Annotated in this window: 25 protein-coding genes; 4 read left to right on the plus strand and 21 right to left on the minus strand. The window is 74.7% G+C overall.

What is annotated here, in order from left to right:
- Positions 1–62: 62 nt before the first annotated feature.
- The 3 genes from ABZ449_RS10280 to ABZ449_RS10290 are packed head-to-tail and all read right to left on the minus strand — an operon-like array spanning position 63 to position 2,962.
- On the minus strand, positions 63–1,085 hold the full coding sequence (locus tag ABZ449_RS10280) for a nitronate monooxygenase (protein WP_360343253.1): 1,023 nt from the start codon (positions 1,083–1,085) through the stop codon (positions 63–65).
- 48 nt (positions 1,086–1,133) lie between these two features.
- Positions 1,134–1,760: a response regulator transcription factor gene (locus tag ABZ449_RS10285; RefSeq protein ID WP_049656462.1), complete on the minus strand. Its 627-nt coding sequence runs from the start codon at positions 1,758–1,760 to the stop codon at positions 1,134–1,136.
- Complete coding sequence (locus tag ABZ449_RS10290; RefSeq protein WP_360343256.1) at positions 1,757–2,962, minus strand: sensor histidine kinase; 1,206 nt, start codon at positions 2,960–2,962, stop codon at positions 1,757–1,759. The genes ABZ449_RS10285 and ABZ449_RS10290 overlap by 4 nt, the downstream gene beginning before the upstream one ends.
- Before the next feature lie 163 nt (positions 2,963–3,125).
- Here ABZ449_RS10290 and ABZ449_RS10295 point away from each other — a divergent pair, with 163 nt between their 5' ends.
- Positions 3,126–4,202, plus strand: a complete 1,077-nt coding sequence (locus ABZ449_RS10295) for an ABC transporter permease (protein ID WP_360343259.1) — start codon at positions 3,126–3,128, stop codon at positions 4,200–4,202.
- Positions 4,199–4,882, plus strand: a complete 684-nt coding sequence (locus tag ABZ449_RS10300; protein ID WP_360343262.1) for an ABC transporter ATP-binding protein — start codon at positions 4,199–4,201, stop codon at positions 4,880–4,882. Before ABZ449_RS10295 ends, ABZ449_RS10300 begins: the two co-directional genes overlap by 4 nt.
- A gap of 1 nt (position 4,883) precedes the next feature.
- Here ABZ449_RS10300 and ABZ449_RS10305 read toward each other — a convergent pair whose 3' ends face one another.
- From ABZ449_RS10305 to ABZ449_RS10315, 3 genes are all read right to left on the minus strand, one after another.
- A complete protein-coding gene (locus ABZ449_RS10305; protein WP_360343265.1) occupies positions 4,884–5,177 on the minus strand; it encodes a Uma2 family endonuclease in 294 nt (97 codons plus the stop codon).
- Positions 5,178–5,232: 55 nt separating this feature from the next.
- Entirely contained in the window at positions 5,233–5,943 is a 711-nt protein-coding gene (locus tag ABZ449_RS10310) for a GntR family transcriptional regulator (RefSeq protein ID WP_360343268.1), read from the minus strand.
- A 181-nt stretch (positions 5,944–6,124) separates the two neighbouring features.
- On the minus strand, positions 6,125–7,006 hold the full coding sequence (locus ABZ449_RS10315) for an NAD(P)-binding domain-containing protein (RefSeq protein ID WP_360343271.1): 882 nt from the start codon (positions 7,004–7,006) through the stop codon (positions 6,125–6,127).
- A gap of 241 nt (positions 7,007–7,247) precedes the next feature.
- Here ABZ449_RS10315 and ABZ449_RS10320 point away from each other — a divergent pair, with 241 nt between their 5' ends.
- Complete coding sequence (locus ABZ449_RS10320) at positions 7,248–7,805, plus strand: TetR/AcrR family transcriptional regulator (RefSeq protein ID WP_360343415.1); 558 nt, start codon at positions 7,248–7,250, stop codon at positions 7,803–7,805.
- A gap of 122 nt (positions 7,806–7,927) precedes the next feature.
- Positions 7,928–8,260, plus strand: coding sequence for a hypothetical protein (locus ABZ449_RS10325; protein ID WP_360343274.1), 333 nt, complete (start codon positions 7,928–7,930; stop codon positions 8,258–8,260).
- Positions 8,261–8,323: 63 nt separating this feature from the next.
- Here the strand turns inward: ABZ449_RS10325 and ABZ449_RS10330 are convergent, their stop codons facing one another.
- The 15 genes from ABZ449_RS10330 to ABZ449_RS10400 all read right to left on the minus strand — a co-directional run bounded on the left by ABZ449_RS10330 (position 8,324) and on the right by ABZ449_RS10400 (position 21,388).
- Entirely contained in the window at positions 8,324–9,226 is a 903-nt protein-coding gene (locus ABZ449_RS10330) for an ornithine cyclodeaminase family protein (protein WP_360343277.1), read from the minus strand.
- 38 nt (positions 9,227–9,264) lie between these two features.
- The gene (locus tag ABZ449_RS10335) at positions 9,265–10,293 is read right to left on the minus strand and encodes a proline racemase family protein (protein WP_360343280.1); all 1,029 of its coding nucleotides are present in this window, start codon (positions 10,291–10,293) and stop codon (positions 9,265–9,267) included.
- The gene (locus tag ABZ449_RS10340; protein WP_360343283.1) at positions 10,293–11,651 is read right to left on the minus strand and encodes an aldehyde dehydrogenase family protein; all 1,359 of its coding nucleotides are present in this window, start codon (positions 11,649–11,651) and stop codon (positions 10,293–10,295) included. The genes ABZ449_RS10335 and ABZ449_RS10340 overlap by 1 nt, the downstream gene beginning before the upstream one ends.
- Before the next feature lie 49 nt (positions 11,652–11,700).
- Positions 11,701–12,705: a proline racemase family protein gene (locus ABZ449_RS10345; protein WP_360343286.1), complete on the minus strand. Its 1,005-nt coding sequence runs from the start codon at positions 12,703–12,705 to the stop codon at positions 11,701–11,703.
- A 102-nt stretch (positions 12,706–12,807) separates the two neighbouring features.
- Positions 12,808–13,716 carry a dihydrodipicolinate synthase family protein gene (locus ABZ449_RS10350; protein ID WP_360343289.1) on the minus strand — a complete coding sequence of 303 codons (909 nt, stop codon included), beginning with the start codon at positions 13,714–13,716 and terminating at the stop codon, positions 12,808–12,810.
- An 89-nt stretch (positions 13,717–13,805) separates the two neighbouring features.
- Positions 13,806–15,206 carry an NAD(P)/FAD-dependent oxidoreductase gene (locus ABZ449_RS10355; RefSeq protein ID WP_360343292.1) on the minus strand — a complete coding sequence of 467 codons (1,401 nt, stop codon included), beginning with the start codon at positions 15,204–15,206 and terminating at the stop codon, positions 13,806–13,808.
- Positions 15,187–15,504 carry a (2Fe-2S)-binding protein gene (locus tag ABZ449_RS10360; RefSeq protein WP_355250421.1) on the minus strand — a complete coding sequence of 106 codons (318 nt, stop codon included), beginning with the start codon at positions 15,502–15,504 and terminating at the stop codon, positions 15,187–15,189. The genes ABZ449_RS10355 and ABZ449_RS10360 overlap by 20 nt, the downstream gene beginning before the upstream one ends.
- Positions 15,505–15,576: 72 nt before the next feature.
- Positions 15,577–16,734 (minus strand): FAD-dependent oxidoreductase, encoded by a 1,158-nt coding sequence (locus ABZ449_RS10365; protein ID WP_360343418.1) that lies wholly within the window; start codon positions 16,732–16,734, stop codon positions 15,577–15,579.
- 153 nt (positions 16,735–16,887) lie between these two features.
- The gene (gene tatC / locus ABZ449_RS10370) at positions 16,888–17,829 is read right to left on the minus strand and encodes a twin-arginine translocase subunit TatC (protein WP_360343296.1); all 942 of its coding nucleotides are present in this window, start codon (positions 17,827–17,829) and stop codon (positions 16,888–16,890) included.
- A 112-nt stretch (positions 17,830–17,941) separates the two neighbouring features.
- Positions 17,942–18,241, minus strand: coding sequence for a Sec-independent protein translocase subunit TatA (gene tatA / locus ABZ449_RS10375; protein WP_360343299.1), 300 nt, complete (start codon positions 18,239–18,241; stop codon positions 17,942–17,944).
- A gap of 191 nt (positions 18,242–18,432) precedes the next feature.
- Entirely contained in the window at positions 18,433–18,645 is a 213-nt protein-coding gene (locus ABZ449_RS10380) for a hypothetical protein (RefSeq protein WP_360343302.1), read from the minus strand.
- 21 nt (positions 18,646–18,666) lie between these two features.
- The gene (locus ABZ449_RS10385; RefSeq protein WP_360343305.1) at positions 18,667–18,897 is read right to left on the minus strand and encodes a hypothetical protein; all 231 of its coding nucleotides are present in this window, start codon (positions 18,895–18,897) and stop codon (positions 18,667–18,669) included.
- Between the two features lie 2 nt (positions 18,898–18,899).
- Complete coding sequence (locus tag ABZ449_RS10390) at positions 18,900–19,826, minus strand: WYL domain-containing protein (RefSeq protein WP_360343421.1); 927 nt, start codon at positions 19,824–19,826, stop codon at positions 18,900–18,902.
- Between the two features lie 26 nt (positions 19,827–19,852).
- Positions 19,853–20,827: a WYL domain-containing protein gene (locus ABZ449_RS10395; protein WP_360343308.1), complete on the minus strand. Its 975-nt coding sequence runs from the start codon at positions 20,825–20,827 to the stop codon at positions 19,853–19,855.
- A 177-nt stretch (positions 20,828–21,004) separates the two neighbouring features.
- Positions 21,005–21,388 carry an FKBP-type peptidyl-prolyl cis-trans isomerase gene (locus tag ABZ449_RS10400; protein ID WP_360343311.1) on the minus strand — a complete coding sequence of 128 codons (384 nt, stop codon included), beginning with the start codon at positions 21,386–21,388 and terminating at the stop codon, positions 21,005–21,007.
- Between the last annotated feature and the right edge of the window lie 52 nt (positions 21,389–21,440).

Raw genomic sequence — 21,440 nt, forward strand, 5'->3', positions numbered from 1 at the left:
CCCGGGAGCGGGCGATCGAGCCACCTTGGTCGTCCGCTCCCCCTGCCGCGCGCCCCGGCGCGTCAGGCGCGGGCCGACCGCCACAGGGCGGTGACGATCTGCTCCGCCGGGCCGGTGCGGGCGAGCTTGTGGGCGGTGCCGGCCCAGAGGTGCATGGCGGCCGTGTCGCCGCGGCGGGCGGCGGCGGCGCGCAGGGGGGCGGTGAGGCGGTTGACGTCGGGGTAGGCGGGCGGGGCGTACGGGCCGTGGCGGTCGATGAAGGCGTTGCGCAGGCCGCGGGCCGGGCGGCCGGTGAAGGCGCGGGTGACGACCGTCTCCGGCAGTTCGACGAGCGCGGCCCGGTGGGCGGCCGGGGCACCCGACTCGTCCGACCGCAGCAGCGCCGTACCCAGCTGCACCGCCACCGCTCCCGCCCGCAGCGCCGCCGCCACGGCCGGGCCGTCACCGAGCCCGCCCGCGGCGATCAGCGGCAGCCCCGTCACCTCCCGTACCGCGGGCAGCAGTCGGAGCAGCGGCAGCTCCCCCGGCTGGTCCGTCACCCGGTGGGTGCCGCGGTGGCCGCCCGCCTCCGGCCCCTGCACGCACAGCGCGTCCATCCCGACCGCCTCCGCCGCCCGCGCCTCCTGCGGCGTGGTGACGGTGGCGACCTGGGTCGTCCCGGCCGCCCGCAGCGCCGCCGCCTCCTCGGCCGTCGGCAGCCCGAAGGTGTACGAGACCACCGGCACCGGATCCGCGAGCAGCGCGGCGAGCTTGGCCTCCCAGTCGTCCCGGTCCGGCGCGGTCTCCTCCGGCAGCGTCACGCCCCACCGCTCGGCCTCGGGCCGCAGCCGCTCCCGGTACGCGGCGACGGCCGCCCCGTCCCCGGGCCGGCCCGGCACGAACAGGTTCACCCCGTACGGCCGGTCGGTCGACCTCCGCACCGCGGCGATCTGCTCGGACATCCCCGCGGCGCTCTTCATCCCCGCGGCCAGGAACCCCAGCCCGCCGGCCCGGTTCACCGCCGCCACCAGTTCGGGCGTCGAGGGCCCGCCCGCCATCGGGGCGGCGATCACGGGGACGACGAGCTCGTCGAGCCGGACGGTCATCGGGCGCTCCTCACACTGCCACGGGCACGGAACGCCCCCACCCTACGCTCAGCGGATCAGCCCCAGCCGCCGCGCCTCGCGCACCGCCGCCGTGCGCGAGTCCACCCCCAACTTGGTGTAGATGTGCACCAGATGGGACTTCACCGTGGCCTGGCTCAGGTGCAGCCGCTGACTGACCTGCTGGTTGGTCAGCCCGTCCGCGACCAGCCCCAGCACCTCGGTCTCCCGGGCGCTGAGCGCCGCCGCCGGCGTCCGCATCCGCTCCAGCAGCCGGTCCGCCACGCTGGGCGCCAGCGCACTGCGCCCGGCCGCGGCGGCCCGCACGGCCTGGGCCAGCTCCTCCGGCGGCGCGTCCTTCAGCAGGTAGCCGGTGGCGCCCGCCTCCAGGGCAGGCAGGGTGTCCGCGTCGGTGTCGTACGTGGTGACCACCAGCACCCGCGGCGCGCCCGCCCGGGCGGTGATCGCCGCGGTGGCCTGCGCCCCGTTCATCGCCGACCCGGGTCCGAACTGGAGGTCCATGAGCACCACGTCCACCCCCGGCTCCGCCGCCAGCTCGACGGCCCGCTCGGCGGTGGCCGCCTCCGCCACGATGGCGAAGTCCGGCTCGCACTCCAGCACCGCCCGCAGCCCGGCCCGCACCACCGGGTGGTCGTCCGCGATGAGCAGCCGGATCACGGGCCCACCTCCGCGGTGACCGGCAGCTGCACCGCCACCGTCGTGCCCTCCCCGGGCGCCGACTCCACCGTGAAGCCGCCGCCGAGCGCCCGCGCCCGGGCCCGCATCGAGGGCAGCCCGAACCCGCCGTCGCCGCCGGTGCGGCCGGCGACCGCCGCCGGGTCGAACCCGGCTCCGTCGTCGTACACGTCCAGTGCCACCTCACCCTCCATGTAGCTGAGCGTCACCTCGGCCCGGGTGGCCCCCGCGTGCCGGACGGTGTTGCCGAGCGCCGACTGCGCGATCCGCAGCAGCGCGACCTCCTGCGCGGCCGGCAGCCGGACCGGGGCGCCGGAGACGTGCAGTTTCACCGGCAGTCCGCTCTGCGCCGTCGTCGTCGCGCTCAGCCGCTCCAGCGCGACCGGCAGCGGATCGCCGTCCAGCGCGGGCGGGGTGAGCGCCCGGACGAACCGCCGGGCCTCGTCCAGGTTGTCCTGGGCGGCCTGCCGCGCCTGCTCGACGTACCCGGCGGCGGCCTCGGTGCGCTCCGGCAGGGCCCGCTGGGCCGCCCGCAGCAGCAGCTGGATGGAGCTGAGGCTCTGTGCGAGGGTGTCGTGGATCTCCCGGGCGAGCCGCTCCCGCTCGGCCAGCACGCCGGCCGTGTGGTGCGCGGCGGCGGCGTCGGCGCGGGCGGCGGTCAGTTCGTCGATCAGCCGGCGGCGCTCCTCGCTCTCCCGGTACAGCGCCTGGTAGCCGAGCACGGTGGCGGTGGCGACGGCCGCGCCGAGCGCGGGCCCGATCGAGGCGGCGAAGCCGAAGCTGTGCTGGTGCCAGGACCAGGCGGCGATCGACGCGGCGGCGGTCAGCCCGACGGCCACCAGCCCGCCGCGGCGCCCCAGTAGGTGCAGTTCCAGGAAGTACAGCGGGAACGCCAGCCAGACCCCGTCCTGGGTGGTGATCAGCACGCCCGCCCAGGTGAGGCCGAGCAGCACCAGCCAGAGCGCGGCCGCCCGGCGCGAGCGGCGCACGGCGGCCAGCTGCGGCCCGACGGTGTAGACGGCGGCCATCGCGGTGGCCGCGGCGGCGACGGCGGCCGGATCGCCGCCGCGCTCGACGAAGACGGCCCGGGCGACGGCGAGCGCGAGCAGGCCCGCAACGAGCAGGTGCAGGCAGACCTGGAGGACGCGGGCGACGGGGGTGGTTCTGGATCGTTCGGTCGCCATCCGTCCAGCCTAAGTCGGCGCCCGCGGCGCGGCATCAATCAAAAGGTTGAACTCGGCGTCTTCCCTTTGATGCCCAGGATGCAATCCCCGGCGCGATGCCCCGGGGCCCGCCTGCCCGGCACCGTGGAAGCGTCGAAAGAAACTGCGCAGAGAGAGGCTCACCGTGTTCGTCGCCTGGAGGGACCTCAGGTTCGCCAAGGGGCGGTTCGCCCTGATGGGGACCGTCATCGTGCTGATCACCGTCCTGGTCGGTCTGCTGTCCGGGCTGACCGCCGGACTCGGCCGGCAGAACATCTCCGCGATCACCGGCCTGCCCGCCGACCACCTGGTCTTCGGCAAGCCGGCCGACGGACAGAAGCTCTCCTTCACCGACTCCCAGGTCACCCCCGACCAGTGGCAGGCCTGGGCCCGCGAGCCCGGCGTCACCTCCGCCCAGCCGATCGGCATCACCACCACCAAGGCCGCCGCCGGCCAGCGCACCGCCGCGCTCTCCGCCTTCGGCGTCCCGGACGGCTCCGGGCTCGCCCCGCAGGGCACCCGGATCGCCGCCGGCCAGGCGGTGCTGTCCGAGACCGCCGCGGAGAACCTGGGCGGCCTCACCGCCGGCGCCGAGTTCACCCTGGCCGGGCACCCGCTGAAGGTCGCCGCCGTCGAGGGCGACGCCGCGTACAGCCACACCCCGGTGATCTGGACCAGCCTCGGCGACTGGCAGCAGTTCGCCCCCAACGGCGCCGGCCACGCCACCGTCATCGCCCTCGACACCGCGAAGGGCGCCGACCTGGCCGCCGCCGACGCCCGCCACGGCACCGAGACCCGCACCCGCGACGACGCACTCGCCGCGATCGGCTCCTACACCTCGGAGAACGGCTCCCTCCAACTGATGCGCGGCTTCCTGTTCGCCATCTCGGCGCTGGTGATCGGCGCGTTCTTCACCGTCTGGACGATCCAGCGCAGCGGCGACATCGCCGTCCTCAAGGCCCTCGGCGCCTCCACCCGCTACCTGCTGCGCGACGCGCTCGGACAGGCCGTCCTGCTGCTGGTGCTCGGCACGGTCGTCGGCACCGCGATCGCCTCCGGGTTCGGCGCGCTGATCGGCTCCGCCGTCCCCTTCGTCCTGGACGCCCCGACCGTCCTGCTGCCCGCCGCCGTCATGATCGCCCTCGGCGCGATCGGCGCGGCCCTGTCCATCCGCCGGATCACCTCCGTCGACCCGCTGACCGCCCTCGGGAGCGCCCGATGAGTCTTGTCCTCGACCGCATCACCCTCACGTACCCGGACGGCGACGGCCGGCTCACCGCCCTGGACGAGGTCTCGCTGACCGTCCCCAAGGGCTCCCTCACCGCCGTCGTCGGCCCCTCCGGCTCCGGCAAGTCCAGCCTGCTGGCGGTCGCCGCCACCCTGATCACCCCGGACTCCGGGCAGGTGGTCATCGACGGCACCGACACCACGGGCCTCAGCCGGGCGGAACTCACCGCGCTGCGCCGCACCAGGATCGGCATCGTCTTCCAGCAGGCCAACCTGCTGCCCTCGCTCACCGCGGTGGAGCAGCTGCAGGTGATGGCCCACCTGGACGGCCGCGCCCCGCGCACCGCCCTGCCCCGGGCCCTGGAACTCCTGGACGCCGTCGGCCTGCGCGACCAGGCCGCCCGCCGCCCGCACCAGCTGTCCGGCGGTCAGCGCCAGCGGATCAACATCGCCCGCGCGCTGATGAACGACCCCACGGTGCTCCTGGTGGACGAGCCCACCAGCGCCCTCGACCACGAACGCGGCGCCGCCGTCCTGGAGTTGATCACCGACCTCACCCACCGCCGGGCCACCGCCACCGTCCTGGTCACCCACGACCGCACCCACCTGACGGCCGTCGACCAGATCGCCGAGGTCCACGACGGAAGGCTGACGCTCCCGGCCGCGGCGGTCTGACCTACTTCTTGGCGATGAGCACGTCGTCCACCGAGAGCGTCACAGCGGCGCCGATCGACTCCGGCAGCGTGAACGACTGCCCGGGGTGGTGGACGGCGTGCACCCGGTACTCGCCATCTCGCGGCTCGGTCAGAACCATGACCTTCAGGTTCTTGCGGTCGACGATGAGATGGACGGGCACTCCCGCACCGGCATACAGAGCCGGCTTGACCTTCACGTCGGTCAGGTAGTTCGACGATGTCACCTCGACCACCGGCCTGAAGATCACCGGGTCGTAGTTGTTGCTCTCGACCAAGTGATCTGCATGGGCGCCCGATCCTCAGACTTCACCCGGACGAGTGGTTCAGCGTCTAGCGGGACCGCAGTCGCAGGGCCGAGGACTCCGGCTCGGCGGGCTTCTCCTCGCCGGCCCACAGCGAGCGGACGTGGCTGAGGTGGCGGATCATGCAGGCCTCGGCGCCCGCCGCGTCACCGGCGAGCAGGAGGTCCAGCAGCTCCAGGTGCTCCTCCGCGGAGGAGACCAGCTCGCCGCGCTCGTCCAGCCGGTTGAGGCCGTACAGCCGCGAGCGCTTGCGCAGGTCGCCGACCACCTCGACCAGCCGGGTGTTGCCGGCCAGCCCCAGGAGGTCGAGGTGGAACTGGCGGTCGGCCTCCAGGTAGCCGATCAGGTCGTGCTTGCGGGCCGCGGCGACGATCGCCTCGGCCTGCGGGCGCAGCCGCTCCAGCTGTTCCGCGGTGGCGGTGCGGGCCACCCGGCCGACGGTCGGGACCTCGATCAGGGCGCGGATCTCGGTGTAGTCGTCGAGGTCGCGGTCGGTGAGCTCGGTGACCCGGAAGCCCTTGTTGCGGACGGCCTCGACCAGGCCCTCACGGGCGAGGTCGAGCATGGCCTCGCGGACCGGGGTCGCGGAGACGCCGAAGTCGGCGGCGAGCGCGGGCGCGGAGTAGACCATGCCGGGGCGCAGTTCGCCGGAGATCAGGGCCGCCCGGAGCGCGTGGGCGACCTGGTCGCGAAGCCGCTCCTGTACGGAGATCAGGGTGCGGGATTTGAGGTCGGCCATGGTGTTCCTCCGGATGGGTGCAGAACACCAGCGTACAATGTCACGTTACGTTGCGTACGCAACAGCAGACGATTCACACACCTGCGACGACGGCCCCTCGCGACACCGAACGCCATGGTGGCAGCGGCCGTCGACCGCGACAACGGCCGACGGCACACGATCTTCCACCCTGTACGGAGGGCTACGCCCGGCGGAACTGGCCCACCAGGGTGGTCAGGCCGGCCGCACCGTTCCCGTCCGCCGCGCCCCGCCGGAACGCCTCCGCCAGGACGGCCGGAAGGGCGCCGTCCACCCCGGAGTCCTCCGCGGTGTGCCGGACGTGCTCGATGCTCGCCAGGGCCATCGCCAGCCGGTCGACGTCGCCGCGGTGGTCCCCGGCGGTGATCCTCGGCGCGTAGAACGCCTGGAAGCCGGCCATCGAGGCGGCGGTCGAGGACAGGTACGGCAGGAACTCCTCGGCCGAGATGCCGTTGGCCTCGGCGATCGCCGTGGCGTGCAGGTAGCCGACCATCGAGGACCAGAACAGGTCCATCTGGATCTGGTAGTACAACTGCGCCAGTCCGGGGTCGTCACCCCGGTAGTCGACCCCGGTGAGCACCTCCAGGGCGTCACGGTGCCGCTGGAACAGCTCGACCGGGCCGCTGTAGAAGGTGGACGACCCGGGGCTGCCGATGCCCGACGGCGGCACCTGCACCCCGCCGGTCAGGTGCCCGGCGCCGCGCTCGGCCAGCCAGCGGGCGGCCTCGCGGGCCCGCCCCGGGGTGTCCGAGCCGAGGTTCGCGATCACCTTCCCCTTCAGCGCCGGCTCGACCGACTCCAGCACCCCGAACACCGCGTCGTAGTCGGTGAGGCTGAGCACCACCAGCTCGTTCGCCGCCACCGCCGCCTCCGCGCCGGGCGCGGCCTGCGCACCGCGGGCCACGAGCGCGTCGGCCCGCGCGGCCGTACGGTTCCACACCGTGACGTCGTACCCGGCGTCCAGGAACGCCCCGGCCATGGCCTGCCCCATCGGGCCGAGCCCGATCACCGTCACGGACCGCTTCGACTGCTGCTCCACGGACATGCGTCTTCCCCTCCACCGGAAACGATTCTCTAGAACGAGCGCTCTATCCAGAGCGCCGGAGCCGACGCTAGCACAGGAGTAGAACGAACGCTCTACCCAGAACCTCGGCTAGGATCGCGGCGTGAAGACGCCCGAGAGAGCCGACGCGAGCCCGAACGCGAAGACGAACGCGAAGACGGGCACGAACGCGCACGCGAGGACGAACGCGAAGGCCGAAGCGAAGCCCGGCACCCGTGAGCGGATCGTCCGGGCCACCTCCCGGCTGCTGCAGCGCCAGGGGTACGAGGGCACCGGGATCAAGCAGATCTCCCGCGAGGCGGAGGCCACCCTCGGCTCCGTCTACCACTTCTTCCCGGGCGGCAAGCAGGAGTTGGCCGCCGAGGCGATCCGGCACGGGGACGAGGAGTTCGCCGTGCTGCTGCGCGCCGGGCTCGGCTCCTCGCCGGACCTGGGCGAGGCGATGACCTCCTGCACCCGGCTGCTCGCCACCGAACTGCGCGCGTCCGACTGGCAGGACGGCTGCCCGATCACCAGCACGGCTCTGGAGACGGTCGGCCGGGTGCCGGTGATCGAGGAGGCGGTGGCGGAGGCCTTCGCCAACTGGCGGGCCGTCGTGACGGACCGCCTGCTCGCCGCCGGCATCGGCGAGGAGGACGCCCGCGAGCTGGCCGGCACCGTGATCAACACCTTGGAGGGCGCCGAGCTCGCCGCCCAGGTCGCCCGCAGCGAGGAACCGCTGCTGGTCACCGGCAAGCACCTGGCCCGCCTGCTCACCGCCTACGCGGACGACCGGGCCTGACCACACCGGGCCGCCACCGGCAGGACGCCCGGAAAACGTGAGGAGCCGGCGCAGCGGGGGATCCCTTCCCGCTGCGCCGGCTCCGGTTCCACAACTCCCGACCACGGCCAGGAGTAACGCACTTGTCGATCGAAGCGGCACTGTACGACGGCCGCCCGAACAACGGCCGCCGCACCAGCCCGAACCTGCTGCACCTGTCCACCGGCCACGGCGCCGGTCTCGCCGACGCCCTGGCCGGGCACACCCGCCCGTCCGACCACCGGCTCGGCCGGATCGACCCGTACGGCGACACCCTGTTCAACGAGCAGGACGCCGGCGCCGCCTTCGAGGAGGCCACCGCCCTGCTCGCCCGCTGCACCACCGAGGCGCAGCGGGCGGCCGTCCGCGACCTGCGCAACCTGCTCGCCAACTGCGCGGCCATCCCGGGCAGTTGGCTCTGCCTCTACGGCGACTGAACCTCCGGCCGCCTACGGCGGCCGAACCGCTACGACAACCGAGCTGCCACGGCGGCCGAACCGCTACGGCGCGGCCCGGTACACCTCCGCCGCGACGGCCAGGTCCTGCCAGGCCATCCCGACGCTCTTGAAGAACCGCGGCCGCCCGTCCGGCACCAGCGCGTCGCCGCGCACCAGCTCGGCGAGGTTCCACAGCTGCCGTCCGGCCACGCCCGCCATCAGCAGGTCCCCGGCCTCCCGGCCCGCGACCGTACGCGCCTCCACGTACAGCTCGGCCCGCTGGACCAGCAGCTCGTCGACCTCGCGCGCCTCCGGCTCGTGGGAGCCGACCGCCGCGACCGCCGCGTGCGCGGGCACCAGGGCGCCGTCGAACAGCGGCGTGCGCGCGGTGGTGCAGCAGACCACCAGGTCCGCCTCGCGGACCGCCCGCGGGCCGCCGACCTCGGCCGTCAGCCCGAGCTTGCGCCCGTAGGCGGCCAGCGCCTCGGCCCGTTCGGCGTTGCGCGCCACCACGGTGAGCCGGCGCAGCGGCCGTACGGCGAGCAGGGCGTCCAGGTGCCCGTACGCCTGCGGCCCGGAGCCGAACAGCACCAGGTGCTCGGCCTCCGGCACCGCCAGCCGCTTGAGCGCGGCCGCGGTGACGGCGGGCGTGCGCAGCGCGGTGAGCGCGGCGCCGTCCAGCAGGGCGAGCGGCTGCAGGGTGGGCCCGTCCAGCAGCAGGTAGCTGCCGGTGATCCGGGGCAGTCCCCGCTCCGGGTTGGCGGGCGCCACGCCGGCGATCTTCACGCCCGCGTACGGCCCGGCGGCGGCCGGCATCATCAGCAGTTCCCCGGCGGGCACCGGTACGGCCGAGCGGGCGGGTGCCGCCTCCGGGTCGAACCCGTCCAGCAGCACCCGCTCGATCGCCCCCACCGCACCGGCGGGCCCGACCCCGCCGGTGCCCGTCACGGCGTACTGGAGCGGCACAACCGCCGTTCCGGACGGTGCGGTCGGACTCGTGGAGGTCACAGCAGGAACCCCGCTCCCAGCTCGTCGTCCGGCTCCAGGACGAAGCCGTGCTCGCCGGTGCGGAAGGCCGTCCCGCCGACCTCGGTGACCACGCCCTCGCCCTGCGGGTCGCCGCCGGGGAGGAAGCGGCCGGAGAAGACCGTCCCGATGATCGACTCGTGCCGCAGCGGCTCGCCGGGGGCCAGCCGCCCCTCGGCGGCGAGCACCGCCAGCCGGGCGGAGGTGCCGGAGCCGCAGGGCGAGCGGTCGATCTGGCCATCGGCGAAGACGGTGACGTTCCGCTGGTTCAACACCCCGTCCACCGAGGGGAGTTCGTCGTACAGCACGACCCCGTACACGCCCGAAAGCCGGGCGTCCGTGGGGTGCGCGACCGCCTCGGCGCCGGCCAGCGCCGCCCTGATCTCCCGCCCCACCGCGGTGAGTTCGGGCAGCTGCTCCGGTTCCACGGCGAGCCCGAGGGCGGCCGCGGACACCGAGGCGTAGCAGGCCCCGGAGTGCGCCACGGCGACCTCCACGGTGCCGAGCGAGGTCTCCACCGGCAGCTTCAGCGCCGTCACCCGGCTGGGCACGTTGCGGAAGGTCACCCCGGTGGTGCGTCCGCCGGCCCGCTGCACCAGCGCGGTGACCCGGCCGGACGGCACGTCGATCCGCACCCGCGCCACGCCGTCCTCGGGGGCCGGCACGAGTCCGGAGTCCACCGCCCAGGCGCCGAGCGCGATGGTGCCGTGCCCGCAGGCGGTGGAGTAACCGTCCTTGTGCCAGAACAGCACGCCCAGGTGCGCCTCGTCGTCGTCCGGCGGCACCAGGAAGCCGCCGTACATCCCGGCGTGGCCGCGCGGCTCGCGGACGAGCAGCTGCCGGACGTCGTCCAGCGCGCTGGGCCGGGGAGCCGTCGCGCTGCCGCCCGCGCCGAGCGCGATGGCCCGGCGCTCGGCCACGGTGTCGCCGGGGATCGGCGGCACGCCGTCCAGCACGATCCGGAACGGCTCGCCGGCCGTGTGGTAGTCGACCGTCCGCACGAACATCAGAGCGCACCTCCGCCCGGCAGCACGCTGACGGTCCGGCTGACGGTGTAGAAGTCCAGGGCGGCCTGGCCCTGTTCGCGCTCGCCGTGGCTCGCGCCCTTGGCCCCGCCGAAGGGCAGGTGGAAGTCGACGCCGCTGGACGGCGCGTTGACCCGGATCATGCCCGCGTCCAGCCGGTCGGCGGCGGCCAGCGCCACGTCCAGGCTGCGGGTGTGCACCGAGGTGGAGAGGCTGTGCGGGGTGTCGTTGGCGAGCGCGATGGCCTCGTCCAGGTCGGCCGCGGCGTGCAGCACCGCGATCGGGCCGAAGAACTCCTCGCGGGCCAGCGGGTGTTCGGCCGGGACCTCGGCGAGCAGGGTCGGCTCGACGTACCAGCCGGCCCGCTCGGGCACCCCGCCGCCCGCCAGGACGACGGCCCCGGTCTCGACCGCCGAGGAGACGGCCCCGGTCAGCCGCTCCCGGGCGGCGGCGTTGATGACCGGCCCGCAGACCGCGTCGTCGACCGCCGCCAGCGCCTTGACCAGCGCCTCGCGCAGCGGCTCGTACGCGGCGCCGACCGCGATCACCCGGCTGGTGGCGGTGCACTTCTGCCCGGCGTACCCGGCGATCGCCGCGGCGATGTGCCCGGCGGCCTGCGCGATGTCGGCGTCCGGCAGCACCAGCGCGGCGTTCAGCCCGCCGAGTTCGGCCTGCACCGGCACCCCGCGCTCGGTCGCCGCCCGCACCACGGCCCGGCCGACGCCGGTCGAGCCGGTGAAGGAGATCACGTCCGCCGTCTCCACCAGCGCCGCGCCCTCCTCGGCCCCGCCGGGCAGCACCGTGAAGACGTCCTCGGGCAGCCCGGCCAGCTCCGCCAGCCGCAGCGCGCAGGCCGTCGCCTCGGGGGCCGGCTTCAGCACCACCGCGTTGCCGACGGCGAGGGCGGGTGCGGCCTTCCAGGTCGGGATCGCCAGCGGGAAGTTCCACGGCGCGATCAGCCCGGCGACCCCGTACGGGCGGCGCCGGGTGAGCAGCAGCCCGGGACCGGCGGCGGTCTCGTGCACCGCCCCGGAGGGCGCGTACGGCGCCTGCGCGTAGTAGCGCCAGATCGCCGCCGTGCGGGCGACCTCGCCGAGCGCCTCGGCCAGCGGCTTGCCGACCTCGCGCACGATCAGCGCGGCCAGCTCGTGGGCGTGCGCCTCCACGGCGTCCGCGATCCGGCCGAGCGCCGCCGAGCGGGCACCCGCCCCGGCGGCGAGCCAGTCGCCCTGCGCCGCCCGGGCCCGCGCGACGGCGGCCCGCACGGCCTCGGCGCCGGGCTCCTCGACGGCGACCACGAGGTCGTCGGGGTCGGCGGGGTTGTACGAGGTGATGGTCACAGCCAGCAGCCCTTCGAGGGAGGTACGGGGAACGAAGGAGGAAGGAGGGTCAGAGCAGGAAGCCCGCCGGGAACGGGTCGCTCGGGTCGAGGAAGTACTGGGCGGTGCCGGTGACCCAGGCCCGCCCGGTGACGGTGGGCACCACCGCGGGCCGTCCGGCCACCTCGGTCTCCTCGACCAGCCGTCCGGTGAAGGTGGTCCCGATGAAGGAGTCGTTGCGGAAGTCCCGGCCGAGCGGCAGTTCGCCGCGCGCGTGCAGCTGGGCCATCCGCGCCGAGGTGCCGGTGCCGCAGGGCGAGCGGTCGAACCAGCCGGGGTGGATGGCCATCGCGTGCCGGGAGTGCTCGGCGGTGGAGCCGGGGGCGAGCAGCTGGACGTGGTGGCAGCTGTGGATGGACGGGTTCTCCGGGTGCACCGGCCGGTCCGGGCTCGCGTTGATCGCGTCCATCATCGCCAGGCCGGCGTCCAGGATCTCCTGCTTGCGCTCGCGCTCGAAGGGCAGCCCGAACTCCTCGAGCGGCAGGATGGCGTAGAAGTTGCCGCCGTACGCGAGGTCGTAGGTGACCGTGCCGTAGCCGGGCACCTCGATCTTGCGGTCCAGGGCGACGGAGTAGGAGGGCACGTTGCGGATGGTCACCGCCTTGGCGGCGCCGTCCTCGACGTGCACCTCGGCGACCACCAGTCCGGCCGGGGTGTCCAGCCGCACGGTGGTGACCGGCTCGACCACCGGGACCATCCCGGTCTCGACCAGCACGGTGGCGACCCCGATGGTGCCGTGCCCGCACATCGGCAGCAGTCCGGAGACCTCGATGTAGAGCACGCCGAAGTCGGCGTCGGGCCGGGTCGGCGGCTGGAGGATCGCGCCGCTCATCGCCGCGTGGCCGCGCGGCTCGTACATCAGCAGGGTGCGGAAGTGGTCCAGGTGCTCCTGGAAGTGCACCCGGCGCTCGGCCATGGTGGCGCCGGGGATGACGCCGAAGCCGCCGGTGATCACCCGGGTCGGCATGCCCTCGGTGTGCGAGTCGACGGCGTGGAACACGTGGCGGCTGCGCATGGGTCACAACTCCCGTACAGGTTCGAATGGTTGGCTGGGATGCGCCCCGGGCCGGGCCGACTGCCGCCGCAGCCGGCCCGGAGGCCCGGAATCGCGCGGGTGTCAGACCAGGCCGTCGGCCAGCGCCTTCTCGGTGGCCGCGCGGACGGCCGCCTCGATCTCCGGGGTGAGCGGCTGGCGCGGGGCGCGCACCGGGCCGCCGGGGCGCCCGGCGATGTCCATGGAGAGCTTGATGGCCTGGACGAACTCGGTCTTGGAGTCCCAGCGCAGCAGCGAGTGCAGCGACTTGTACAGCGGCAGCGCGGTCTCCAGGTCCTTGGAGACGGCGGCGTCGTAGAGCGCCACCGAGGCGGCCGGCAGGGCGTTCGGGTAGCCGGCGATCCAGCCGACCGCGCCCGCGAGGGCCAGCTCCAGCAGCACGTCGTCGGCGCCGATCAGCAGGTCCAGCCCGGGGGCCAGCTCGGCGATCTCGTACGCCCGGCGGACGTCGCCGCTGAACTCCTTGACCGCGACGATCGAGCCCTCGGCGTGCAGCTGGGCGAGCAGCGCGGGGACGAGGTCGACCTTGGTGTCGATCGGGTTGTTGTACGCCACGATCGGCAGGCCGGCCTTGGCGACCTCGGCGTAGTGGGCGCGCACCGAGGCGTGGTCGGCCCGGTAGGCGTTCGGCGGCAGCAGCAGGACGGAGCCGGCGCCGGCCTCGGCGGCCTGCTCGGCCCAGCGGCGGGACTCGCCGCTGCCGTAGGCGGCCACGCCGGGCATGACCCGGGAGCCGTCGCCGGCCGCCTCGACGGCGACCTCGACGACCTTGGCGCGCTCCTCGGCGGTCAGCGTCTGGTACTCGCCCAGCGAGCCGTTGGGGACGACGCCCTCGCAGCCGGAGTCGATCAGCCAGCGGACGTGCTCGGCGTAGGCGTCGTAGTCGACGGAGTGGTCCGGGCGCAGCGGAAGCGTGGTGGCGACCATGATGCCGCGCCAGGGACGGGTGGTGTCGTGCTGGGTGATGGACACGTGAGCTCCTAGATGAGGTGTGACATTTTATTAGAATGGGCAGGCCGGAGACAAGGTCCCCGGCCCACCGTTCGACGACGGGCGTCCTGCTACGACTCCGGGGTGGGCCCGGCCGCCAGCTGGGAGAGCGGCACCGGGCAGCCCAGCGGGCGCCGGTCGGGCCCGGGCTCACCCGAACCGGCCAGGCAGGCCACGGCCGGACCGCACATCCGGCCCTGGCACCAGCCCATCCCGGCCCGGGTGAGCAGCTTGACGGTGCGCGGATCGCCCGCGCCCAGCTCGTCGACGGCCTCCCGGATCGCCGCGACCGGCACCTCCTCGCACCGGCAGACGTCGGTGTCCGGGCGCAGCCAGCCGGTCCAGCCGGGGCCGGGCCGGTGGGCGGCGGCCATCAGGTCGGCGAAGGCCCGCAGCCGCGAGCGGCGGCGCAGCAGCGCGGCCGCGGGCCGCTCACCGGCCACCGCGTGCGCGGCCAGCTCGCCCTCGGCGAGCGCGAGGTCCGCGCCGCCGACGCCGTTGGTCTCCCCCGCGGACCAGAGGCCGGGCACGCTGGTCCGCAGCCGGGCGTCGACCTCCAGCGCGACCGCGCCGTCCGGCCCGGTCACGGTGCTCGCCCCCAGCTCGGTGGCCAGGTCGATCTGCGGCAGCAGGCCGTGGCCGACGGCGAGCGCGTCGCAGTCGATCCGCCGCTCGGTGCCGGGCACCGGCCGCCAGTCGGCGTCCAGCCGGGCCACCGTGACGCCGGTGACCCGGTCCGTCCCGTGCGCCTCGACCACCGCGCTGCGCGGGCGCAGCCGCACGCCGTGGCGCAGCAGCGCGCCGCCGTGCCCGGCGCCCTCGACCAGCTTGCCGGGCACGCCCACCAGCACGCCGGGGCGCCGCGCGTACCCGAGGTAGGCGGTGGCCTCGACCACGGCGGGCACCTCGGCCCCGGCGGTGACCAGCGAGGAGGCCGCCGCGAGCAGCAGCGGGCCGCTGCCGGCCACCACGATCCGCTTCCCGGGCAGCACCAGCCCGGCCTTGAGCATGGCCTGGGCGCCGCCCGCGGTGACCACCCCGGGCAGGGTCCAGCCGGGGAACGGCAGCTGCCGCTCGTACGCGCCGGTGGCGAGCAGCACCGACCGGGACCGGACGGTGGCCCGGTCGGTGCTCTCCGGCCCGCGGGTGACGTGCACCGCGAAGCCGTCCCCGGTGCGCTCCAGCGCCCAGACCTGGTACCCGGCCCGGAAGGCGGCCCGCCCGGCGCGCTCGTGCGCGTCGAGCCGGTCGGCCAGCCCGGTGTAGGCGGACCAGTGGTGGTGCAGCCGGTCCGGCCGGGCCGCGCCGAGGCCGGGCGCCGGGTGCCGGTAGTACTGCCCGCCGGTGCGCTGCCCGCCGTCCAGCAGGGCGCAGCTCAGCCCGAGGTCGGCGGCGGTGACGGCGGCGGCCAGCCCGGCCGGGCCGGCGCCGACCACCACGAGGTCGAAGGTCTCAGACGGCGAGGTCGGCACGGCCGTGGCCCTCCTGGGTGGTGACGGTGGTGCCGGGCTCCGCGGGGAGCAGGCAGGTGCGCTGGTTGGGGCGGCCGTCCACGGTGGCCAGGCAGTCGAAGCAGGCGCCGATCCCGCAGAACGCCCCGCGCGGCCTGCCGCCGACCCGGGTGGTGCGCCAGGCGAGCACGCCGTCGGCCCAGAGTGCGGCGGCGATCGACTGCCCGGGCAGCGCGGGGACGGGCCGCCCGTCGAACTCGATGTGGTGGGCGGGCCCTGGCTCGGCCTCGACCAGCCCGGCGGGGGTGCGGCGGCGCATCGGCGGCTTCTCCAATCCTGGACGGAATCTCGTGTGTGGCAATCGCGGGCGGGCCCTCACCCGGCCGGGCTGTTACGTCGAAGGGAACCGGTCCGCCCGGAACGGCGCGAGGTCCAGCTCCGGCTGCTTGCCGGTGAGCTGCTCGCTGATCAGCAGTCCGGTCGCCGGGGCCAGCCCGATGCCGGCCCCCTCGTGCCCGCAGGCGTGGTACAGCCCGGGCACCCGGGGGTCCGCGCCGATGGCCGGCAGGTGGTCCGGCAGGTACGGGCGGAAGCCCCGGTAGGTCCGCATCACGGTGACGCCGGCCAGGACCGGGAACAGCGCGGCGGCCTGGCCGGCGAGCCGGCGCAGCACCTCCTGGGAGAGCGTGCGGTCGAAGCCGACCCGCTCCCGGCTGGCGCCGATCAGCACCGGCCCGCCCGGGGTGCCCTCGATCACGGCGGAGGTCTCCAGCCCGGCCGATCCGCTGGCCACGTTGGCCACGTAGTCGGCGGCGTAGACCTTGTGCCGCACGACCCGCGGCAGCGGTTCGGTGACCAGCACGAAGCCGCGCCGGGGCAGCACCGGCAGGTGCACTCCGGCCAGCGCGGCGATCTCACCGCCCCAGGTGCCCGCCGCGTTCACCACGGCGGCGGCGGCCAGGCTCCGCCGGTCGGTCCGCACTCCGCGCACGGCGCCGTCCGGGCCCCTGTCGACGGCGGTGACGCTCTCCCCGGTGATCAGCTCGGCGCCCATCCGGCGGGCCTCGCGCAGCAGGTGGGCGGCAGCGAGGGCGGGCTGGACCTGGGCGTCCTGCGGGTAGTGGAAGCCGCCAGCCAGGCCCTCGGCCAGGTGCGGCTCCAGCTCGCGCAGCCGCTCGCCGGGCACCTCCTCGGCCTCCACTCCGACGGCCCGCTGCCCGGCGGCGAAGGCCCGCAGCGCGTCCTGCCCGGCGGCGGTGGAGGCGACCACCACGCCGCCCTTGGGCTCGTACTCCATCGCCGGGCCGAACCGCTCGGCGAGTTCGCGCCAGAGCCGGGTGCTGAGCAGGGCGAGGTCGAGTTCCGGGCCGGGCTCCTTGTCGGACACCAGCAGGTTGCCCTCGCCGGCCCCGGTGGTGCCGCCGGCCACCGGCCCGCGGTCCACGACGGCGACGGCGAGCCCGGCGCGGGCGGCGTAGTAGGCGCAGGCGGCGCCGACCACACCGGCGCCGACCACGACGACGTCCAGGAGAGGTCTCTCGGTCTTCAGCACCTCAGTAATATGTCACATGCCATGAGCGCTGCCAAGACCGCCCCACCGAAACCCGACCAGCCCCCACCAGCGGAAAGGCCGCGACGACGAGGAGCCCCGGCCCACCGCTCGACAGAGCGGCGGACCGGGGCTCCCTCAAGCCCTACCGGCTCAGGTGATGTCGTCCATCTCCTCGCGGCGGGACGCCGGCACCGCCGCGCCGGCCGCCGGGGCCGTCGAGGCCTGGACGGACTCCGCACCGGCCACCGGCTGCACCGAGAGGTCCACGTGCGAGGCCTCCTCGTCGTCCAGCCCCGCGTCCGGGTTGCGGCGCGCCTTCCGCTTGTCGTTGAAGAGCGCGATCGCCACCGCGATGAAGTACAGCCCCCAGATGGGCGCGGCCAGCGCCAGCATGCTCAGCGGGTCGGCGCTCGGCGTGGCGAAGGCCGCGAACACCGTGATGCCCATGACCATGCCGCGCCACCAGCCCAGCAGCCGCTTGCCGGTGACCATGCCGACGACGTTCAGCATCACCAGCAGCAGCGGGAACTCGAAGGCCAGGCCGAAGACCAGCACCATCCGGGTGGCGATGTCGAAGTAGTCCTCGGGCGGCAGGATCGGCGTGGTGTTGTTCGGGGTGAACGAGATGAGCACGTCGACCGTGGTCGGCAGCACCAGGATGGCCACGCCCACACCGGCCAGGAAGAGCGGCGCCCCGCAGGCCATGAAGATGACCGTGTACTTCTTCTCGTGCCGGTGCAGGCCGGGCGCCACGAAGGCCCAGACCTGGTAGAGCCAGATCGGCACCGTCGCGACCACACCGGCCGTCAGCGCCACCTTCAGCATCCAGGTGAAACCGGCGGTCAGACCGATGTTGGAGACCTGGGCGCACTTGCCGTGGAACTGCGAGGCCGTCTCCATGGTGCACCGCGGCAGCGGCTTCAGGAGGAAGTCCTCCAGCTGCTTGTGGTAGATCGCCGCCACGATGGTGATCAGCACGATCGCCAGGACCGACTTGACCACGCGGTTGCGCAGTTCCCGCAGGTGGTCGGCGAGGGCCATCCGCCCCTCAGGATCCTTTGACGCCTTCGGCGCCTTGGAGAGCTTGCTCAACCCCGGTCCTCAACTCGTGCGTCGGGGCCCGCCGGCCGGCGGGCCTCCGTGGTCGCGCGCGTCCCGCACGTCGGGTGCGCGGCGCGCGTCAGGTGCCTCACGTACGCCGCGCTCAGTGCGGGCGGTCGCCGTCGGGCGCGGAGGCCCCGGCGGCGGGCTGGTCCACCGGACGGGCCGTGGCCGACGCGCCCGGAGCGGACTGGACGGTCCGGCCCGGGTTGCCGTCCACCGGAGCCGGAGCGGGCCGGGCCGGCTCCTCGGACTCGCCGTCCGAACGCATCGCCCGGGCCTCGCTCTTGAGGATCCGCATCGACTTGCCCAGGGAGCGCGCCACGTCCGGCAGCCGCTTGGCTCCGAACAGCACGATGGCGAGTACCACGATCACCACGATCGCGGTCATCGAGATGCGCATGCGCGACCACCTTCAGTCATGGCAGCCCGACCGGCCGTCCGCTGCGGATGGTAACCGCCGCGGATGACGTCACGACGACGGCCGCCCGAACAGGACAGCGGCCCCCGGTACGCGGTTCAGGAGCCAACTGAGAGCGTAACCCGACCCCACCCCCGCGCAGCAGCCCCCGTACCACCACGGGCCCGGCCGTGCTAGGCGACGGTGACGCCCCGCTCCTCGGCCGGGGCAGCCGGGGCGGGCATCGCGTCCGCCAGGTCCTCGGCGGCCGCGGCCAGCGCCCGCGAGGCCCGGTCCACACCCTTGGCCAGCGCCCGCACGTCCAGCCAGAGCCGGATTCCGAGGACCCCGAGGACCAGCAGGCCCGCGGTGGCGAGCAGGACGGCGGCGACGAGCATCCAGGACATGCGCCCCACCCTATACGGGGGCTACCCCTCGGCCGGGACGAGCCGCATGGTGCGCACCCCGGCCCCGGTGAGCGCCTCGACGATCTTCTCCCCGGCCGGCTTGCGCACCGCCGCCCCGCACTGCGGGCAGCCGAAGCTGTAGTGCGCCTGGGCCGGGGTGCGGCCGAGGGTCAGCCGGAAGTCCTCGGCCGGGAGCTCCACCTTCTCCCGGCACTCGGAGCAGTAGACCTTGAATCTCGTCCCGGGTTCCACCCTCAGGCCCGCCCCTCCCCGTAGGCGGCCAGTGCCTCCCGCGCGGCCGAACGCGCCTGCTCGGCCAACTCGGGCGGCGAGACGATCCGGCCGTCCCGGCCCAGCCGCAGCGCCAGCGGGCGCAGCTGGGAGGGGTCGGCGCTGCGCAGGGTGATCCGCAGCCCGCCGTCGGGCAGTTCCTCGGCCCGGTCGTGGGTGTAGTACTCGGCCACCCAGCGCCCGCCGGAGGAGACCTCGACGACCACCTCGGGGTCGTCCGCCGCCGGGTTGACCAGCCCGCCGCTCAGGTCCCGCGGCTCGCGCCGGGGCGGGTCGGCCGGGGTGTCCAGGACGCGGATCTCGGCGACCCGGTCGAGCCGGAACATCCGGTGGTCCTCGGAGGTGCGGCACCAGGCCTCGAGGTAGGTGTGGCCCTCGGTGAGCAGCCGGATCGGGTCGACCTCGCGCTCGGTCATCCCGCCGCGCCCGTGCGAGTAGTAGCGCAGCCAGAGCCGGCGGCCCTCGCTGAGCGCGCGGTCGATGTCGGCGAACACGTGGCTCTCCGCCTCGAAGGTCACACCGACCCGGGCGCTGCCCTCGGCACTCTCCCCGGCCGCGTTCTCGATCTTGGCGACGGCCCGGGTGAGCGCCTCGCGGTCCCCGGCCCGCAGACCCGGCAGCCCGGCCACCGCGCGGGCGGCCACCAGCAGCGCGGTCGCCTCGTCGGCGGCCAGCCGCAGCGGCTGGGCCACGTCGTCGACGTTGTGCCACCAGATCCGCTCGCCGTCGGTGTCGATGTCGAGCAGGTCGCCGCCGCGGAAGCTGGTGCCGCACATCGGCAGCACGTTGAGGTCCGCGATCAGCTCGCGCTCGCTGATCCCGAACGCCCGGGCCACCTCGGCGACCTCGGCCCCGGGCCGCTCGCGCAGGTAGGTGACCAGCGACAGCATCCGTCGCGTCTGGTCGATGGCATTGCTCACGGACGTTCTCCCTCGATACCCGCGACCGCCCGCAGCCGGTCGACCACATCCGCCCGCAGCTCCTCCGGCCCGAGCACCAGCACGTCCGGCCCGAACTCGGCCAGGTCCGCGCCCAGCCCGTTGCCGTACGGGATCTCCAGCTCGTCCCAGGCCTCGTCCACCCGGGTGCTGCTCAGCGCCTTGGTGCGCAGCGGGAAGCCGGCGCCCCGACGGACCCGGACGGTCGCGGTGGCGGTGGCCCCCTCCCCCGCGAACTTCGCCACGGTGGCCCGGACGTCCACGTGCTCGGGCACGGTGCCGAGGAAGGCCCCGGACCTCGCCTTCACCCTGCCGGTGATCCGGCTGAGCCGGAACACCCGGGCGTCACCGCGGTCGCGGTCGTACCCGGCCAGGTACCAGTGCCCGCGCCAGCACTCCAGCGCCCACGGCTCGACGCTGCGCTGCTCGACGGCGGCGGCCCCGGCCTTGCGGTACTCGAAGGTGACCGGGCGGCGGTCCCGGGCGGCGGTGAGCAGCGGCTCGAACGCGGCCTCCCGGGCGGGGATGCGCGGCTCCAGGGCGGTGCGGCCCTCGGCCTCGGCGAACGGCACCCCGGCCGCGCGCAGCTTCTGCAGGGCGCCGCTGGCCGCGCCGGACATCTTGGCCTGCTGCCAGACCCGGGCGGCCAGGGTCAGCGCGGCCGCCTCCTCGGCGTCGAGGGCGATCTCCGGCAGCCGGTTGCGGTCGGCGCGGGCCAGGTAGCCGAGCTCTCCGTCCAGGGTGCTCTCGTCGACGTCGATCACCAGGCCGAGCTCGCGCAGGTCGTCCTTGTCCCGCTCGAACATCCGGTTGAAGGCGTCCTCGCTGCTGGTCTGCCAGGCCTCGCGGTACGCCTCGATGGATTCCCGCAGCTCCTTCTTGGAGAGCGGACGTCTGGTGTTCATCAGGCACAGGGCGAGATTCATCAGCCGCTCTGCCTTGGCGATCGCCATCGCTGACCCTTCCGGTGTGCCGCGCCGCGCGCGGGGTGCGCCAACCGGGCGATCACCACCCGGCGGGACCGACCGTACCGGTCGCGGTACGCACTGCAAAAGCGGCGTCCGCGAACGCCCCCGGACACGCCCGTGGGCCGGGCCCCCGGAGGGGTCCGGCCCACGGTCACGGCGGGCTCAGACGGCCAGCAGGTCGACCACGAAGATCAGGGTCGAACCGGCCGGGATGAGCGGCGACGGCGACTGGTCGCCGTACGCCAGGCTCGCCGGGATGGTCAGCTCGCGGCGGCCGCCGACCTTCATGCCGACGACGCCCCGGTCCCAGCCCTTGATGACGCGGCCGGCGCCCAGCGGGAAGCGGAACTCGTTGGGGCTCCGGTTCCAGCTCGCGTCGAACTCCTCGCCGGTCTCGAAGGTCACGCCGACGTAGCGGACGCTGACGTTCAGGCCCTTCTTGGCCTCCGCGCCGTCACCGACGACGATGTCGCGGATCTGCAGCTCCGTCGGGGCGTCGCCGATCGGGAAGTCGATCTCGGGCTTCTCGCTGAGGTTGACGCTCACAGTCCCTCTTCTCACATTCGCTTGCCATCACGACCAAGCGGCGGACGCCCGC

Source organism: Kitasatospora sp. NPDC005856 (genome assembly GCF_040629945.1).
Lineage (GTDB): Bacteria > Actinomycetota > Actinomycetes > Streptomycetales > Streptomycetaceae > Kitasatospora.